Annotated in this window: 23 protein-coding genes and 2 pseudogenes; 17 read left to right on the forward strand and 8 right to left on the reverse strand. The window is 33.9% G+C overall.

Going from position 1 to position 16,014, the window contains the following annotated elements:
* The 4 genes and pseudogenes from murG (at position 1) to RBB48_RS02150 (ending at position 2,421) form a co-directional block, all read left to right on the forward strand.
* The gene (gene murG, locus RBB48_RS02135; RefSeq protein ID WP_088064408.1) at positions 1-1,059 is read left to right on the forward strand and encodes an undecaprenyldiphospho-muramoylpentapeptide beta-N-acetylglucosaminyltransferase; all 1,059 of its coding nucleotides are present in this window, start codon (positions 1-3) and stop codon (positions 1,057-1,059) included.
* 96 nt (positions 1,060-1,155) lie between these two features.
* The gene (locus tag RBB48_RS02140) at positions 1,156-1,416 is read left to right on the forward strand and encodes a DUF3966 domain-containing protein (RefSeq protein ID WP_000817963.1); all 261 of its coding nucleotides are present in this window, start codon (positions 1,156-1,158) and stop codon (positions 1,414-1,416) included.
* Positions 1,417-1,510: 94 nt separating this feature from the next.
* Positions 1,511-1,853, forward strand: a pseudogene (locus RBB48_RS02145) (group-specific protein).
* Between the two features lie 79 nt (positions 1,854-1,932).
* The gene (locus RBB48_RS02150) at positions 1,933-2,421 is read left to right on the forward strand and encodes a hypothetical protein (RefSeq protein WP_000764275.1); all 489 of its coding nucleotides are present in this window, start codon (positions 1,933-1,935) and stop codon (positions 2,419-2,421) included.
* Positions 2,422-2,459: 38 nt separating this feature from the next.
* Here RBB48_RS02150 and RBB48_RS02155 read toward each other — a convergent pair whose 3' ends face one another.
* Entirely contained in the window at positions 2,460-2,771 is a 312-nt protein-coding gene (locus RBB48_RS02155; RefSeq protein ID WP_001093232.1) for a hypothetical protein, read from the reverse strand.
* Between the two features lie 253 nt (positions 2,772-3,024).
* Between RBB48_RS02155 and RBB48_RS02160 the strand changes: the two genes are divergently transcribed.
* On the forward strand, positions 3,025-3,240 hold the full coding sequence (locus RBB48_RS02160; RefSeq protein WP_001008334.1) for a DUF3912 family protein: 216 nt from the start codon (positions 3,025-3,027) through the stop codon (positions 3,238-3,240).
* Between the two features lie 216 nt (positions 3,241-3,456).
* Here the strand turns inward: RBB48_RS02160 and RBB48_RS02165 are convergent, their stop codons facing one another.
* The 3 genes from RBB48_RS02165 to RBB48_RS02175 all read right to left on the reverse strand — a co-directional run bounded on the left by RBB48_RS02165 (position 3,457) and on the right by RBB48_RS02175 (position 6,021).
* Positions 3,457-4,851 carry an L-cystine transporter gene (locus RBB48_RS02165; protein ID WP_048562307.1) on the reverse strand — a complete coding sequence of 465 codons (1,395 nt, stop codon included), beginning with the start codon at positions 4,849-4,851 and terminating at the stop codon, positions 3,457-3,459.
* 106 nt (positions 4,852-4,957) lie between these two features.
* A complete protein-coding gene (locus tag RBB48_RS02170; RefSeq protein ID WP_000440719.1) occupies positions 4,958-5,200 on the reverse strand; it encodes a DUF2626 domain-containing protein in 243 nt (80 codons plus the stop codon).
* Positions 5,201-5,325: 125 nt separating this feature from the next.
* A complete protein-coding gene (locus tag RBB48_RS02175; protein ID WP_000434122.1) occupies positions 5,326-6,021 on the reverse strand; it encodes a helix-turn-helix transcriptional regulator in 696 nt (231 codons plus the stop codon).
* 205 nt (positions 6,022-6,226) lie between these two features.
* Between RBB48_RS02175 and comGA the strand changes: the two genes are divergently transcribed.
* From comGA to RBB48_RS02225, 10 genes are all read left to right on the forward strand, one after another.
* Positions 6,227-7,270, forward strand: a complete 1,044-nt coding sequence (gene comGA, locus RBB48_RS02180; RefSeq protein ID WP_088064407.1) for a competence protein ComGA — start codon at positions 6,227-6,229, stop codon at positions 7,268-7,270.
* On the forward strand, positions 7,263-8,294 hold the full coding sequence (comGB, locus tag RBB48_RS02185; RefSeq protein ID WP_306007351.1) for a competence type IV pilus assembly protein ComGB: 1,032 nt from the start codon (positions 7,263-7,265) through the stop codon (positions 8,292-8,294). Before comGA ends, comGB begins: the two co-directional genes overlap by 8 nt.
* Before the next feature lie 11 nt (positions 8,295-8,305).
* Positions 8,306-8,605: a competence type IV pilus major pilin ComGC gene (gene comGC / locus RBB48_RS02190; RefSeq protein WP_088064405.1), complete on the forward strand. Its 300-nt coding sequence runs from the start codon at positions 8,306-8,308 to the stop codon at positions 8,603-8,605.
* Complete coding sequence (gene comGD / locus RBB48_RS02195; protein ID WP_000810391.1) at positions 8,602-9,057, forward strand: comG operon protein ComGD; 456 nt, start codon at positions 8,602-8,604, stop codon at positions 9,055-9,057. Before comGC ends, comGD begins: the two co-directional genes overlap by 4 nt.
* Positions 9,050-9,352 (forward strand): hypothetical protein, encoded by a 303-nt coding sequence (locus RBB48_RS02200; RefSeq protein WP_000829516.1) that lies wholly within the window; start codon positions 9,050-9,052, stop codon positions 9,350-9,352. Before comGD ends, RBB48_RS02200 begins: the two co-directional genes overlap by 8 nt.
* On the forward strand, positions 9,322-9,792 hold the full coding sequence (gene comGF, locus RBB48_RS02205) for a competence type IV pilus minor pilin ComGF (protein WP_097907746.1): 471 nt from the start codon (positions 9,322-9,324) through the stop codon (positions 9,790-9,792). Before RBB48_RS02200 ends, comGF begins: the two co-directional genes overlap by 31 nt.
* Positions 9,789-10,127, forward strand: coding sequence for a competence type IV pilus minor pilin ComGG (gene comGG, locus RBB48_RS02210; RefSeq protein WP_306007352.1), 339 nt, complete (start codon positions 9,789-9,791; stop codon positions 10,125-10,127). Before comGF ends, comGG begins: the two co-directional genes overlap by 4 nt.
* 208 nt (positions 10,128-10,335) lie before the next feature.
* Entirely contained in the window at positions 10,336-10,986 is a 651-nt protein-coding gene (locus RBB48_RS02215; protein ID WP_046957539.1) for a 2OG-Fe(II) oxygenase, read from the forward strand.
* A 118-nt stretch (positions 10,987-11,104) separates the two neighbouring features.
* Positions 11,105-11,602 (forward strand): shikimate kinase, encoded by a 498-nt coding sequence (locus RBB48_RS02220; protein ID WP_088123393.1) that lies wholly within the window; start codon positions 11,105-11,107, stop codon positions 11,600-11,602.
* Between the two features lie 38 nt (positions 11,603-11,640).
* Entirely contained in the window at positions 11,641-11,841 is a 201-nt protein-coding gene (locus RBB48_RS02225) for a YqzE family protein (RefSeq protein WP_000106081.1), read from the forward strand.
* A 67-nt stretch (positions 11,842-11,908) separates the two neighbouring features.
* Here RBB48_RS02225 and RBB48_RS02230 read toward each other — a convergent pair whose 3' ends face one another.
* Positions 11,909-12,541, reverse strand: a complete 633-nt coding sequence (locus RBB48_RS02230) for a VC0807 family protein (protein WP_088064402.1) — start codon at positions 12,539-12,541, stop codon at positions 11,909-11,911.
* A gap of 140 nt (positions 12,542-12,681) precedes the next feature.
* A pseudogene (locus RBB48_RS02235) lies at positions 12,682-12,799 on the reverse strand (GTP pyrophosphokinase).
* Between the two features lie 73 nt (positions 12,800-12,872).
* Here RBB48_RS02235 and RBB48_RS02240 point away from each other — a divergent pair.
* Together RBB48_RS02240 and RBB48_RS02245 are read left to right on the forward strand one after the other, a co-directional pair.
* A complete protein-coding gene (locus RBB48_RS02240) occupies positions 12,873-13,100 on the forward strand; it encodes a hypothetical protein (RefSeq protein ID WP_000032702.1) in 228 nt (75 codons plus the stop codon).
* 97 nt (positions 13,101-13,197) lie between these two features.
* A complete protein-coding gene (locus RBB48_RS02245; RefSeq protein WP_000064661.1) occupies positions 13,198-13,329 on the forward strand; it encodes a hypothetical protein in 132 nt (43 codons plus the stop codon).
* Positions 13,330-13,365: 36 nt separating this feature from the next.
* On the opposite strand, the gene RBB48_RS02250 is transcribed toward RBB48_RS02245, so the two are convergent.
* Positions 13,366-14,160, reverse strand: a complete 795-nt coding sequence (locus tag RBB48_RS02250) for a YqhG family protein (RefSeq protein ID WP_001183978.1) — start codon at positions 14,158-14,160, stop codon at positions 13,366-13,368.
* Complete coding sequence (locus RBB48_RS02255; RefSeq protein ID WP_046956347.1) at positions 14,147-15,829, reverse strand: DEAD/DEAH box helicase; 1,683 nt, start codon at positions 15,827-15,829, stop codon at positions 14,147-14,149. Before RBB48_RS02255 ends, RBB48_RS02250 begins: the two co-directional genes overlap by 14 nt.
* Positions 15,830-16,014: the final 185 nt, after the last annotated feature.

A 16,014-nucleotide genomic window follows, 5' to 3' on the forward strand; every position in this document is an offset into this window, starting at 1 on the left:
ATGAAGAAAATAGTCTTTACAGGTGGCGGTTCGGCAGGGCATGTAACACCTAATTTAGCCATCATTCCACATTTACAAGAACAGAATTGGGATATCTCGTATATTGGTTCTCATCAAGGGATTGAGAAAACGATTATAGAAAAGGAAGGCATTCCGTACTATAGTATTTCAAGTGGAAAGCTACGTCGTTATTTTGATTTAAAAAATATAAAAGATCCTTTTCTTGTAATGAAGGGTGTTATGGATGCGTATGTAAGGATTCGAAAACTAAAACCGGATGTGATTTTTTCAAAAGGTGGTTTCGTATCTGTACCAGTCGTAATTGGAGGCTGGCTAAATAGAGTCCCTGTTTTATTACATGAATCTGATATGACGCCAGGACTAGCAAACAAAATTGCGCTCCGTTTCGCTTCGAAAATATTTGTTACATTTGAAGAAGCTGCGAAACATTTACCGAAAGAAAAAGTAATCTATACAGGATCTCCTGTACGTGAAGAAGTGCTAAAGGGAAATCGTGAAAAAGGTTTAGTGTTTTTAGGTTTTTCACGTAAAAAGCCAGTTATTACAATTATGGGAGGAAGTTTGGGCGCAAAGAAAATTAATGAAACGGTTCGAGAAGCGTTACCAGAACTTCTGAAAAAATATCAAATTGTTCATCTTTGCGGAAAAGGTAATCTTGATGAAAGCTTACAAAATAAAGAAGGATATAAACAATTTGAATATATACATGGGGAACTGCCAGACATATTAGCGATAACAGATTTTGTTATTTCACGTGCGGGCTCTAATGCCATTTTTGAGTTTTTAACATTGCAAAAGCCGATGGTTTTAATTCCGCTATCGAAATTTGCAAGTCGTGGAGATCAAATACTAAATGCAGAGTCTTTTGAAAGACAAGGATATGCTTCCGTATTGTATGAGGAAGATGTGACTGTGAAATCACTTATAAAGCATGTCGAAGAATTAAATCAAAATAATGAGATGTATAAAACAGCACTAAAAAAATATAATGGAAAAGAAGCAATTCAAACAATCATTCAACATATTTCAGAGGCATGATGAAACAATCATGTCTTTTTTAGTAGGATGAAAGATTCCAAGGATTGATATTTTTATGTTACAATAACAAATGGATTAGTAGGGAAATTCCAATTAATGAAGCGTGAAAATACGAATGGATTAGGAGTGACTGTGTTGGAGCTAAGTCTCTATGAAAATACTGCACTTATTATATGCTTTGTGTTGTACGTTGGTAGTGTTATTGTTTATATTTCAAGGAAATTTTCGCAAGAAAGAGAGCTTGAAAAATCAGAAATAACAGCTGAACTAGAAATGTTAGCTGATGAAAGTTATAAAAAGAAGAAAATAAAAGAAGAGCATGAAGAATCCCATCATTTAAACGCAAATAAGTTTTAAAGATGGGGATTTTTTTTTGAAGTCGTTCTTTATTATGTTTATAGCAAGTAACGCTAAAAGGAGTTTCCCGTACATAATGAAGGAGTGTATATAAATGAATTTTTATGTCGCCTCAGGATTCCAAAATAAACATCTTGTACGTTCTATAGCAAATGAACTGAAACATGCAGGATGGCACCATACATATGATTGGACAAGAAACGAAAGAGCAGTGAATCAAGATCAATTAAGAGAAATTGGGCAGGCAGAAAAGAATGCTATTAAAGAAGCGGATGTCTTTTTACTTATATTAGATGGCGATTGCGCTAGAGAAAAAGATATATGTATATCATGAAAGAAACCCGCTTCAAACAACGTTCTATCATTTGCCAGAAATAAATATTTTTGAAGGAGATGCAACTGAATTTGCATCTTATGTTATGAATCATGTGAAATAATAGTAACGACCTAAAAGGTTATAAAAGTGATCTTTTGGGAACAGTGATGATAAGAAACGTATATAAAGGAGTATATAATATGAAATTAGAAAATGGATGGGAAACGAGCTTTTTAGAAGTTGTACAAAATAGTGAATTTAAGAAAGAGGCCGTTCTTAGTCAATTGCTTTGTGAGGATAGTGAAGAAGTAGAAGAGCTTGTGGATGATTACGGATATGAAGAGATTATTGAACGCGAACATGATGATGAATTAGCAGAAGTTTTAGGTGAAGAACTTTTCGATGAGATGGAACGACACGTATTCTTATCTTCACAGCCAGAAGAAAAACTTATTTCATTCGTAAACGGATTAGGTTTTCATGTGTTAGATTGGATCGTTCTTCTTGAAACAGAATTTGGCATTGATAGTGTACACTTTACGTCGGACGCCGTGAAAATGTTAGAAAAGCGCTTTAGACAATTTCCATACATAGAGGATAAGACGATATTTGATATGACATTTGGAGAAGCAATGGATGTATTAGAATCCATTACAGGATTACAACTGAAGGAAAAGATGAACGTATAATGTAAAAAAAAGAACGTGATATTCTCACGTTCTTTTTTTTACATTATAATAATTTTGTCATCTAGTTTTGTTTGTCCGCTAAGAAGTGCGTTTAAATATTCCACTTTTCTTATACAGGCCTGTATATGTCTTTCAACCTCTTGTAACTCTGCTTGGTGATGTGTTTCAATCGGATGAATTTGTACGTTGAATTTTTCAAATTGACTACTATATGTTATTTCTGCATAGCCGCTCATAATATCCATTTCGTTATGAAATAAAAATTGTTTCGTTTTGTCACAGAATGATACATTCTGAAAGCCATATACTTTTAATGCGTCAATTACTTTTTTAATCATTTTTGTATTCATTTTTTTAACCCTCTTTGCGAAGTTCTACTTATATATTATAACATAAAAAATTACATAGAAAGCGCTTCCAAGTGTATTTTATTATAAACTTTACGTTTCAATCACAAAAATGAAACAAAGAAAAAATAATTGTAAAGAAGGGAGGACTCTTTTATTGTTTCGTCATATATATAGAGAAATAGTGCAAGGAAAGGAAAATTTCCGAATTTGAGTTCGTATTTCAAATTTAAGCGCAATAAAAGAGGTGAGAGACTTGAACTTTGATATTGTAGGACAAAAAGCATATATAAAAGATGGACCGCATCGGAACCGAATTGGAATTGTAAAGAACAGCGAGACAAAATTAGAATCGCAGTTTGCTATTGTAATTGGAGAACAAATCATTGATGTAGAGCTAAAGGATATCGTGTTAGTTGGAGTAGACGTAGGACAATTTCATAAATGGTGCGAACAAAATGGTTATTTGTGAAAAGGACGGGCTGTGAGATAATGAAGTATATTTGAGAAAAGAGAATATGTTATTGTATTCTCTTTTTCTATGTGTAAGGAGATAGAAATGAAGTATAAAGAACGAGATTTTACATAGTGTTTGAAACAATATGTTATGCCTTATGTATAAAAGACAAAGAGGAAGATGAAAAGAACTAAAAAAGGACGCTAACAGTTTTTGTTAGCGTCCTTTTTATTATGAAGCAATTTCACCAGTTTTTGTATCATCTTGATTGTACGTATCTTGATCTAATTCACCAAGCCATTTACTAGAAATAAGACCTGCTGTCATAGAACCACTTACGTTAAGAGCTGTACGACCCATATCGATTAATGGTTCAACTGAGATAACAAGAGCGACAATACCGATTGGTAAGTTCATTGTAGATAGTACGATTAACGCTGCGAATGTTGCACCACCACCAACACCGGCAACACCGAATGAGCTAATCGCAACGACAGCGATTAAAGTTAAAATAAATTGTGGTTGTAATGGATCGATTCCTACAGTTGGAGCGACCATCATTGCAAGCATTGCTGGATAAATACCTGCGCAACCGTTTTGTCCGATAGATACTCCAAATGATGCTGCGAAGTTTGCAATCCCTTCGGAAATACCAAGCTTTTCTTTTTGCGCTTCAATATTTAATGGCATTGCACCAGCACTAGAGCGAGATGTGAATGCAAATGTTAATACAGGGAACACCTTTTTTAAATATTGAATTGGATTTAAACCAGATAGAGCAATTAATAATAAGTGGATAACGAACATTACGATAAGTGCCACGTAAGACGCTAACACGAAGTTACCAAGTTTTAAAATAGCATTAATGTCGCTACCAGCAACTGTTTTTGCCATAAGAGCTAATACGCCGTATGGAGTAAGACGTAAAATTAATGTTACCATACGCATTACGATTGCATATACAGCATCAAGCATTTTCTTAAATAGTTCTGCTTGTTCTGGATATTTTCGTTTTACACCTATAAAGGCGATACCGATAAAGGCTGCAAATATTACAACAGAAATTGTTGATGTTGGACGAGCTCCTGTTAAATCAAGAAACGGATTTGTAGGTAACAGCTCTAATAATTTATCTGGAATTGTTGTTTTTTCAATAGAAGTAAATCTTTCTTCAACTAGTTTCAGACGAGCAGATTCTGCATCACCTTGTTGCAGGCCAGTTGCAGATACATCAAATCCTGCACTTGCGGCGATACCGACAGCTGCAGCGATTCCTGTAGTAAGAATTAAAATTCCGATAATAAGACCACTAATTTTACCAAGGTTTTTCGTTAACTGTAATTTTGTAAAGGCTGAAATAATAGATACTAAAATAAGTGGCATAACGATCATTTGAAGTAATTTCACATAACCGTTACCGATCAAGCTAAACCAAGTATTTGATTCAATAATTACTTTAGAAGTTGGCTCATAAATAAATTGTAATATAAGACCGAATATAATTCCGACTCCTAAAGCAGTAAATACACGTTTATTAAAAGATACATGCTTACGTTGCATATAATATAATACGCCAACTAAGATGAGCATGACTGCAACGTTAATTCCGACAAGCAGTGTATTCATGTTGATTCCCCCTAATTCCAATCTGTTATATAGAATATAAGGTAATAAAACCTATAAGTCAACTAGGGAATTGCGGAATTAAAAAAAAGATGGCAAAATGCCATCTTTAATGTCCAGCTCCAGGGACAAGTAAAAACGTCGTGTAGTATGTAAATCCTATGAAGAAAACAGTTAAATATGCCCCGAATACGTATATATACATACGCTCTGTTAAATTTAAATAGCTTAAAAGTACGAAGAAACCTGTTTGTCCTAAAAATAGTAGTGCGGCCTGTTGCATATCCCCTACGTAAAACATAACCGAGAAAATTCCAGTCCAAAAGCCGAGAACGCGAAACATGCGCTCCATGCCATCTCCCTCCTTTTCTAAAAAAAGTAAACCTCTCCTCATTATAGTTTATTTTTCTTACTATTGTAAATATTCATTCATATAAAAAGAAGCCAATTATAATTGGCTTCTTTTTATATGAGAAATTAAATTGTTAGTTTATAATTACAAGATTTACATCCATCTAGTAGACTATCGTTTCGAGTTAATTCCGTGTTAGGGAATAGGATTTCAAAAATCCCTTTCATCATATCTCCGTGCATATTACAAATTTCAGTTGGGTGATGAACAGCAACTTCTTTAAATGGACAATTGTGCACATCATAGAAAATTTTCGTTCCATCTGCACTTAATTCAAATGCAGGTGATAAACCAGCTGTTGAGAAAGCTTCTTTTGCAATTTGGACTTTTTGCTCTACTGTTAAAGCATCTTCGTTCACATGTAAACGCTGCATATGTTGTTGCATTAACTCGGCCCCGAATTGTTTTCCCGTTTCGTATAGCGCTTTTTCACCAGCGGCGCCAAGGCTAAGTAAAGAATTAAATGCTATTCTTGCTAACAATTGATAATCGCGGAATGGAAATTGTAATTGAATCACATCTTCAGATAATACATATAATCTACTTGGTCTTCCGCCTTTTCCAGTTTTCTTCGTTTCCGATTTCAGCATATGAACATCTTCTAATTTAGATAAATGTAAACGTGCTACGTTTGGATGAATGTCAAACTCATCTGCAATTTCTTGTACAGTTACGTAACTATGTTTTTGAGAAATATATTTATAAATGTAATAACGAGTTGGGTCAGATAATACACCTGTAATTTTTAAAGCTTGTTCCATGAGGATCTCCACCTTTATCACTTTATCCAAGATAATAACATTATAATACAGATAAACATAAGTATAGGTAATTTCAGACAATAATTCGGAAATTGTTCATAATTTCACAAACATATTTTTCCTTTTTCCTCTATTGAAAATACAAAAATACCGATTTTTCTTATGAATTTTTTCATGCTATATACATAGTGGGGAGGGAAAAATGATGAATGGAATTGAAATTTTTGCGAATACGATTTTGAAAGAGGCGTGCAGGGTACAAGCTTCGGATTTACATATTGTGCCCCGGAAGAAGGATGTAGCGGTTCAACTGCGTATAGGAAAAGATTTAATGACGAAACACTGTATCGAAAAGGAATTTGGAGAAAAACTTGTTTCACACTTTAAATTTTTAGCATCCATGGATATAGGGGAGAGACGGAAGCCACAAAATGGTTCACTGTATTTACAAATGGATGGACAAGAAGTGTATTTACGCCTTTCCACGCTTCCAACCGTATACCAAGAAAGTCTCGTTATTCGTCTTCATTTACAAGCATCTATTCAGCCGTTATCTCATCTTTCGTTATTTCCAAGTACAGTGAAAAAACTACTCTCTTTTTTACACTATTCACATGGGTTACTCGTATTTACTGGACCGACTGGTTCGGGGAAGACAACAACAATGTATGCATTATTAGAGGTAATTAAAAAAAAGAAAACACGTCGCATCGTTACACTTGAAGATCCAGTTGAAAAAAGAAATGACGATGTATTACAAATTCAAATAAATGAAAAAGCAGGTATCACATATGAGGCGGGACTAAAGGCCATTTTACGTCATGATCCAGATATTATTTTAGTCGGTGAAATTCGTGATGAAGAAACAGCGAAAATCGCTATAAGAGCAAGTTTGACTGGACATTTAGTAATGACGACACTGCATACTAGTGATGCGAAAGGGGCGATACTCCGATTTATGGATTTCGGTATAACGAGGCAAGAGATTGAACAATCTTTATTGGCTATAGCTGCACAGCGACTTGTCGAATTGAAATGTCCGTTTTGCCAAAGAAAGTGCTCAACTTTATGTAAATCAATGAGGCAGGTAAGACAAGCGAGTATTTATGAGTTGTTATATGGATATGAGTTAAAACAAGCAATTAAAGAAGCAAACGGGGAATGTGTCACGTACAAGCACGAAACATTAGAATCTTCGATACGAAAAGGATACGCTTTAGGATTTTTAGAAGAGGATGTGTATGTTTAAGAAAATATGGAGTTTAAGTGATCAAGTAGTATTGCTGAAACGATTAGGAGAACTATTAGAAAAAGGATACTCCCTTTTGCAGGCATTAGAATTTTTACAGTTTCAATTACCTTTAGAAAAGAAAGTACAATTGCAGCGCATGATTGATGGATTAAAAGATGGAAAAAGTCTACATGATTCTTTTCATCAATTAATGTTTCATCAGGAGGTGTTAAGTTATTTATTTTATGCTGAGCAACATGGTGATATTTCTTTTGCGTTGCAACAAGGGAGCGCACTTCTTTATAAAAAGGATAAGTATAGGAAAGATATGATGAAAATAATGCAGTATCCTATGTTTTTGGCGTTCTTTTTAATAATCATGATTTTTGTTTTTAACCGCATTTTATTACCGCAGGTTGACATGGTATATAGTTCATTCGGTTCTACAGCACCGTTACTTACAGAACAAATATTAAGTGCAATTAAGCTGCTACCCAGCCTTATTTTTAGCACTATTTTTATCATTATGATTGGATGTAGTGTATATATGTTTTACTTTCGGAAACTCCCGCATATGAAGCAGGTAAAAATTATGCTTCGTATCCCCCTCGTAAAAACATTTCTTATTTTAAAGCATTCACATTATTTCGCCACTCAATTGAGCGGTTTATTACAAGGTGGACTATCAGTACTTGAGGCCCTAACAATAATGATGGAGCAAAATTATCATCCGTTCTTTCAATATGAAGCGGGTCGAATTGAACGCCAATTAATTGCAGGAGAACCGTTGCAATCTATTATTGCTAAAAGCGGATATTATGAGGAAGAACTTTCTTATATTATTACGCATGGACAAGCAAACGGTAATTTGGAGCTTGAATTAGGTGACTATAGCGATCTTATTATGGAAAAGATGGAGCAAAAAGTTAAACGTATGTTAGTGATCATTCAACCAATTTTATTTACGTGTATTGGAGGAATAGTCGTTCTTATGTATTTAGCGATGATTATGCCAATGTTTCAAATGATGAATTCTATTTAGGAGGCATTTACATGCAGAATGAAGAAGGGTTTACCCTTTTAGAAATGTTATTAGTTATGGTCGTCATAACTGTACTATTACTATTAATTATTCCGAATGTAGTTACACAGCGTTCATCCGTCGAAGGAAAAGGATGTAAAGCCTATGTGAAATCTATAGAAGCTCAAATACAAGCATACCATTTACAACATAATAAAATTCCCTCGCTAAAAGAGCTAAGGGATGAAAAATATATTACAGCTGATGAGTGTCCGAATGGTGAAGCCATTCATATTTCAAATGATGGCACAGTAACAACTGGGAAACTGTGAAACAAAAAGGTTTTACTCTGTTAGAAATGCTACTCGTTCTATTTGCAATTTCTGTACTAAGTATGGTCACGTATTTTAACGTACATTCATTACATGAAAAACAAAAAGTGGAACAATTTTTAAGACAGTTTTCAAACGATATTTTGTATATGCAACAATTAGCGATAAACCGTCAAAAACACTATACATTACGATGGTATAAAGATAGACATACGTATTATATAGGGGAGCTAAGTGAGAATCTTACTATCATTAAAAGAGAATATGATAGCGATATACAAATTGATTTGAATACTTTTCCAAATCCGATGACATATAATCCGAGTGGAAATATTAATAGAGGTGGCACTATTTTACTTTCGTATCGAAGTTATAAATATGAGATTGTATTTCAGCTTGGGAGAGGGAGATTTACGTATCGTGAAATGTCAAAAAGGGTCAGTGATGGCTGAGATGCTTGTAGCATTAAGTATAGTAATGATGGCAGTATCTTTACTACTTCCGCAAACAGTATTGGTTATGCAAGAACGAAAAAACATACAAATTCGTTATAAAGCATTTGTATTATTAAAAAGGGAAGCAGCTTTATATATGTATGAGAATGGGGCGAAACGACCGCAAGAAAAAGTCGTAAACGGAAATGTATATTACACATATTGGGGAGGAAATGAAGTTTGTGCTATGTGGAAAGATGTGAAAGGAAGAATGATGGAACAATGCTTTTATGCAGGAGAAAAAATAAATTAGAAGTTGGGTTTACATTAATAGAAATGATCGTATGTTTTTTTCTGTTATCACTGTTCTTTTTACTCTTGCCACGTTTAAATTTTATTGGAATAGAAAACAACCAATCAAAAGGATTAAATAATTGGGAATGGGATGTGTTTATAGGACAAGTACAGTTAGAGTTTCGTAAAGTATCTTTTGTAGAAAAAATAGTCCCTGAAAATAAAGATAATCTTTTGCGCTTCCGTCTTCGCACTGGAGATGAAGTGACGTATGAAAAATTGAATAATCATCTTATAAGAAAAGTGAATATGCGCGGAAGAGAAGTTATATTGCAAAATGTTGAAATGGTTTCGTATGAAGTAACACCTCATTTGCTCTTTATAAATGTGAAAGATATGAGTGGGAAAATATATGAAGGTGTAGCTGTCAGGTATAGCGAAATGGAAATAAATATATGAGAAAACAAGATGGATTTACGATGCCAGGAACAATCATTTTTCTTGTATTATTAACTTCGTTCTTTGTATACGAAACGAATATGTTGCTTATAGATAAAAAATTTTATATTGAAATAGAGCAAAAGTTTGTACTGGAGGAACTACTAAATCGATCTATTACAAATATAAAAAAAGACTTACAGCAAAAAGAAAAGGAAGATACTTTTTTCTTTCAATATGAAAAGGGCGAAGCAAGTGGGAATTACGTCTTTGAAAACGATGTTATACTCGTTTCGTTGCAGTGCAAAATAAAACAAGAAGTTTTCTACAAGGTTAGTTTCCGGTATAGAAAATAGGATGAGAAAATATTCGATTGGATAGAAGGATAGCATGTAAAATATACGGATGAAAACCATAATTTCTTATTTTAAAATAGGTTATTTTTTTATAGGAAATGGATAAATAAAACAATTGAAAGTTTAAATTTTCTCAAAAAAGAGAAAGGTAGAAAGAATATGATATATTCAAGCTATCCAAACATATTTTTTTAGGGAGAATAGGGAAATGACAAATAACAATCAAATAGGTGAAAATAAGGAACAAACTATTTTTGATCATAAAGGAAATGCAATTATGACGGAAGATAGGGAAATACACATTATTTCAAAATTCGAAGAACCTCTTATTGTCGTGTTAGGAAATGTATTAAGTGATGAAGAATGCGACGAATTGATTGAATTGTCTAAAAGTAAAATGAAACGTTCTAAAGTTGGTTCATCACGTGATGTAAATGATATTCGAACGAGTAGCGGTGCATTTTTGGAAGACAATGAGCTTACTGTAAAGATTGAAAAACGAATTTCATCTATCATGAATGTTCCTGTAGCGCATGGAGAAGGATTGCACATTTTAAATTATGAAGTGGATCAACAATATAAAGCGCACTATGATTATTTTGCGGAACATAGTAGATCAGCTGCTAATAATCGTATCAGTACGCTTATCATGTACTTAAATGATGTAGAAGAAGGCGGAGAAACGTTCTTCCCGAAATTAAATCTTTCTGTGCACCCTAGAAAGGGAATGGCAGTATACTTTGAGTATTTTTATCAAGATCAATCACTAAATGAGCTTACGTTACATGGAGGGGCACCTGTAACGAAAGGTGAGAAATGGATTGCAACGCAGTGGGTGAGAAGAGGCACTTATAAGTAAAAACGTGTATGTGACGTTTTGTTCTTCATTGTACAAGGAGAACAAAACGTTTTTTTATTAAATAATGTAATCTTTCGTTATAATAACAAATAATAACGGATGATTGAGAGGAACGAACATGAAATCTATATACATAACCGGTTATATGGGAGCTGGGAAAACAACAATTGGAAAAGAATTAAGTAAAGAACTTCATATGGATGTTGTCGATACCGACCAAAAGATTGAAGAGAAGCAAGAGAAGGCAATTCGTGATATTTTTGCCGAAGAAGGGGAAATCGCTTTTCGGGAATATGAAAGTGAAATGTTACGTTCACTACCCAGTTGTAATGTAATTATTACAACTGGTGGTGGAATCATTGAGCGAGAGGAAAACCGAAAGTGGATGAAGGAAAATGGAACTGTCGTGTATTTATATTGTGATCCACATGTAATTGCAGAAAGGCTTCGTGAAGATACGACACGTCCACTATTTCAGAAGAAAGATATAGAGGCATTTGTGGCAAAATTTGAATCGCGCCGAGCTCATTATGAAGAGGCTCATATTCATATCGATACGACGAATAAATCGGTAAAACAAATCATGAATGAATTAAAAGAAAAGATTAATGAATAAAAAAGTGGACATACTAATCAAGTAGAGGTGATGATAATATGTCTACTAATGATTATGTTCGCTTTGTGACACAGCAGTTTGTGTCGTATATGGATGCTCCAAAAGAAGATCGTAAACAAAAGAAAGAACAACGCCGTGCTGAAAAAGAGCCATTTATGAATAAGTGGTTTGGTGTTATGCCGCTTAGTGCTGCTTTGTTTTATCGAAACGTAAAAAATAAAAGAAAAAAATCAAGTTAACGATTTCGTAATATGTGTAGTAAAATGAAAATCCCCTAGTAGTATGATGCTACTAGGGGATTTTCATTTACTGTACAGATTCTTTTTCTTCTGTAACAGCATGTATTTTGTTGTTTACCCAAACAAATCCAATTCCGATACAAATGGAAATGCCCCATCCAACAGCGGTCATAATCGCTCTCATTTCACCATAGCCATCTACACCGAAAACAGAGATGAAATAAATTTTTAAGAAGCTTTTTAATATGAATTGTAGCCCGAAAAATAGCGTTAAATATTTTAGTGCTGGATAGATACGACTATCACGATACAGTTCACGACTTTTATCACGGTCATGGCCTTGCAATGCGGCAATATCTGCTGCGAAATATAACATAAGTGGTTTTTTTATAAAAATGGTACATATAACGATAATACCGAGCACGATGTGATAATACGCATCGTTCCATAACATTCGTTCAGCTGATCCAGATAATAGGTCTACCGTTGTATTAGAAATGAGTGTAATTAAAATAAAGAATCCTGTTACGTTAAACTGTTTTTCTTTTTTAAAGGTATACAGTGTATAAATAATCCCCGGAACAGAGGAAAGTAACATCGCGTAATAAGGATCGATATAAGGTTTTGCAAATTTCCAAATGAGGAATGGGATTACGAGATAAAAGACAAGATCTAATATAGCTTTTTTATTTTGATTCATATAAATCCTCCTTAAGTCATACATATATTTTATAATATAATTTCTGAAAATTGTATAATGTTTAATGGGAAAAGAAAAAATATATCACTTTTTGAGGGATTAGTAGATTGAAAAAATTGCCCCTAGCGTAGTAAGTTTTTTTAGTATATAATAAAGGAAACGCTTTCATTTTTTGGTTTGTTCACAAAATGGACGGAAAATCACATATTTACTATCGATATGTTGCTTTATAATGAAACTAATTAAATATACATGCATACAATATTGTGAAATAAATAACATAAATAATCTATATAAATGTAAACGTTATCAAAATAGAGAGGTGGAGACAATGAGTAAATTTTTCTTCAATCATAATCCAGCAACAGTAGAGGATGGAAGGCTTGTTAAGTATGCTGAAATTATTTATGGAGAAGGTGGCCGTTCTGTATTAGAAAATTTAATGGTGAAGGCATCTATCAGATTGCGTGATCGTTATCCGAATAAATCTGACGAGCAGATCTCGAACCTCGTAAATAAAGGCATCCATGATATGTTTCAAAAATATGTGAGTGAGTAAGAGTAGCCAATGGCTGCTCTTATTTTTTTGTATAAGGATTGTATCTCTAGCTGAAAATAAGGATGTATTTTGAAAGATATAAAAAGGAGTGATAAAGATGAGCAATGGAATTGGTCGTTCAAAAGAAAATCTTCCAACTGATGCTAATCATGTGAGCGCAAAGGATCGTGCGCATCAAAAACGTATGGCAAAGCAAAAACAACAAGAGCGTAATGGCGATAGAGGATAACCCCAAAAAAGCTCCTTCTAAAACAGAAGGGGCTTTTTAAGAAAGAAAATGATTCGCGGTAACATAAAAGAGTCCGCCGTTAATAATTTGTACTGTAATGCGTGGTTCATATTGCTCTTGCAAGGCTTGTTTTTCAATTTCATAGCTTTCGGGGAGTTCATCACTTTCTTCATAAAAACGATTTAAAAGATCTAAATCGTGATTCCAGCGCACTCTTGCTTCTTTCGCCCACGTATGGTCATCTTCTGCAATAATATTTTTTAAAGCATCCTCTATACGTTGTAAACCGCTTTGCGGTTTAATGATAGGCGAGAGCGTAAAGCAAAAGTCAGGTATTTTCGGTGTAAGTTTAATTTTAGCTAATGTTTCATGAAAGTTTGCGATCATTGTGCCAGAAATGAGATGAATCCCAATGGAGTGAAGGATGTCTTTTTTTCGATCACATTGATAGGAAACTTTAATATTTACACCGAGCCACGGATGGAGCGGTGTATGCGTTGCCCCGCTATGCCGTACTTCCTCATATAAACGTATGTAAGAGCCTAATTCTTTTGTCGTTTGGAAAATTTGATGAAGACGTGGTGAACCGTAGTGAATAAGCTCACCATCGCTTTCTTCACTTTCTGGATTTGTAAGAAGAGTAAGGCGCATCGGATTCGGTACGCCTCCTGTTTTCTCAAGATAGTGCCAATAAAAAGGACGGTTCATTAATAATTTATCCATCTCAATTGTTAACTGCACATCTAATAGATGAGGGGAGCGCTTTAAAATTTCGCAGTTATTCGCCTCAAAAAAATTGTATAAGTAATTATGAATTTCATGTTGCTGCATAGCCTTGCACCTCAGCTTCATTTCGTTTCGCGAAGTCGATAATAGATGTTAAGTTTTCCATCTTAATTCGGATTTCTCCTTCGCTTTTTGATTGCGCAAATATTTCTTGAATATGTGCGTCGATGTTTTTCATATTAATTCTCGTTAAAATTTCATCAAGTTCACCGATAACACGCTCAAATAAATTGATTTTTTCATATAACAGTTTCAAAATATGTTCTTCAACAGTATGTTTTGTAGCTAAGTTATAAATATGAACATCATTCTTTTGACCAAGACGGTGAATACGTCCGATTCTTTGTTCAAGACGCATTGGATTCCACGGTAAGTCATAATTAATCATATGGCTACAAAACTGTAAGTTAATCCCTTCACCACCAGCTTCGGTTGCAATTAATACTTGTGCGTGGTTTTGGAAAAGCTCCTTCATCCAATCTTTCTTCCCACGTTTAAACCCGCCGCGGAATGGAACGGAAGAAATACCGTGTTGTTGTAAAAACCATTGTAAATACATTTGTGAAGCTCTATATTCAGTGAAAATAATGACTTTATCGTCAATTTCTTTTATAAGTTCTAGTGCTTTATTCGCTTTTGAGTTGAAAGGAATATGATTAATTTTGTCCATTAGCACATCAATATGCGGGTCTTTTATGTAATGCTCATTTTCTTTCTGCCTTTTTTCCACATGTTTTTTTAATGAATAGTAAACAGCTTCACGACTACTACACGCTTCCCGTTTTAAAGTTAACGATGAGAAAGCAGATGTGAAGGCATCTTGTCCTCGCCAATTTTCAATACCATTATACAAAGCTTGCTCTTCTTCATTAAACTCAACAAAAATTGTACGTACATGTCTCTTTGGCCAATCAATTCCGGTATTATGACGTCGATTTCGGACCATCACTTTGTTAATAAGAGATTTTAAATCTTCATCAGATTCGGCGGAACGATTTTTTGAAGCATAATATTCTTCAAAGTTGGATTGATTGCCTAAATGTCCTGGCTTTAATAAAGAAACGAGGTTGAAAATTTCATCAATCTTATTTTGAACAGGCGTAGCGGTTAATAATAAGCAAAATTTCTTTTTTAATCGTTGTGCAAATTCATAGTTTTTTGTTTTATTATTTTTAAGTTTATGTGCTTCATCGATAATAATAAGGTCATATTCTAAATTCAAAACGATATCGCGATGCGGTGAACGTTTTGCAGTATCAATTGATGATACAATCACATCGGCTTGTTCCCACGAGTAGCTTTTCTTTTGAGCTACAGCTGGAATAAAAAACTTTGTATTTAATTCGTATGCCCATTGTGATACGAGAGAGGCAGGGACGAGTATAAGTACTTTTTTCACAAGGCCGCGGACCATATATTCTTTTAAAATCAGCCCAGCTTCAATCGTTTTCCCAAGTCCCACTTCATCTGCTAGTATCGCTTTACCATTCATTTGTTCAATGACATTTTGAGCGACTTCTAATTGATGAGGAAGTGGTGTGAAATGAGATAAATGCTTCGGTGCTTGTAATCCATCGAAAGTAGGAACAAGTAACGATTTTTCTGTTTTATAAGCTAAATGATATAAATCCCAATTTGTCCAAGGACCATCTTCGTTAATTCTATTTAAAAAATTGTTTTGCCACGTTCGATCTACGGAAATATCGACATTCATTACGACTCTCCCACCTTTTATAAACTAAAGTAATTATTAAAAAAATCTTTATTATATAAGCCTTGTAATAAGGCTCTATTACACTTGCTGAAAATTAAAGAATAGGAAAAGATAAAGGGCTAAATTTTGAAAATTGTATTTAATAAGATTAAGAATGAAAAATTCTAAATTATTTTTTATGCTAG

The sequence above is a fragment of the Bacillus sp. MMSF_3353 genome, from assembly GCF_030733445.1.
GTDB lineage: Bacteria > Bacillota > Bacilli > Bacillales > Bacillaceae_G > Bacillus_A > Bacillus_A wiedmannii.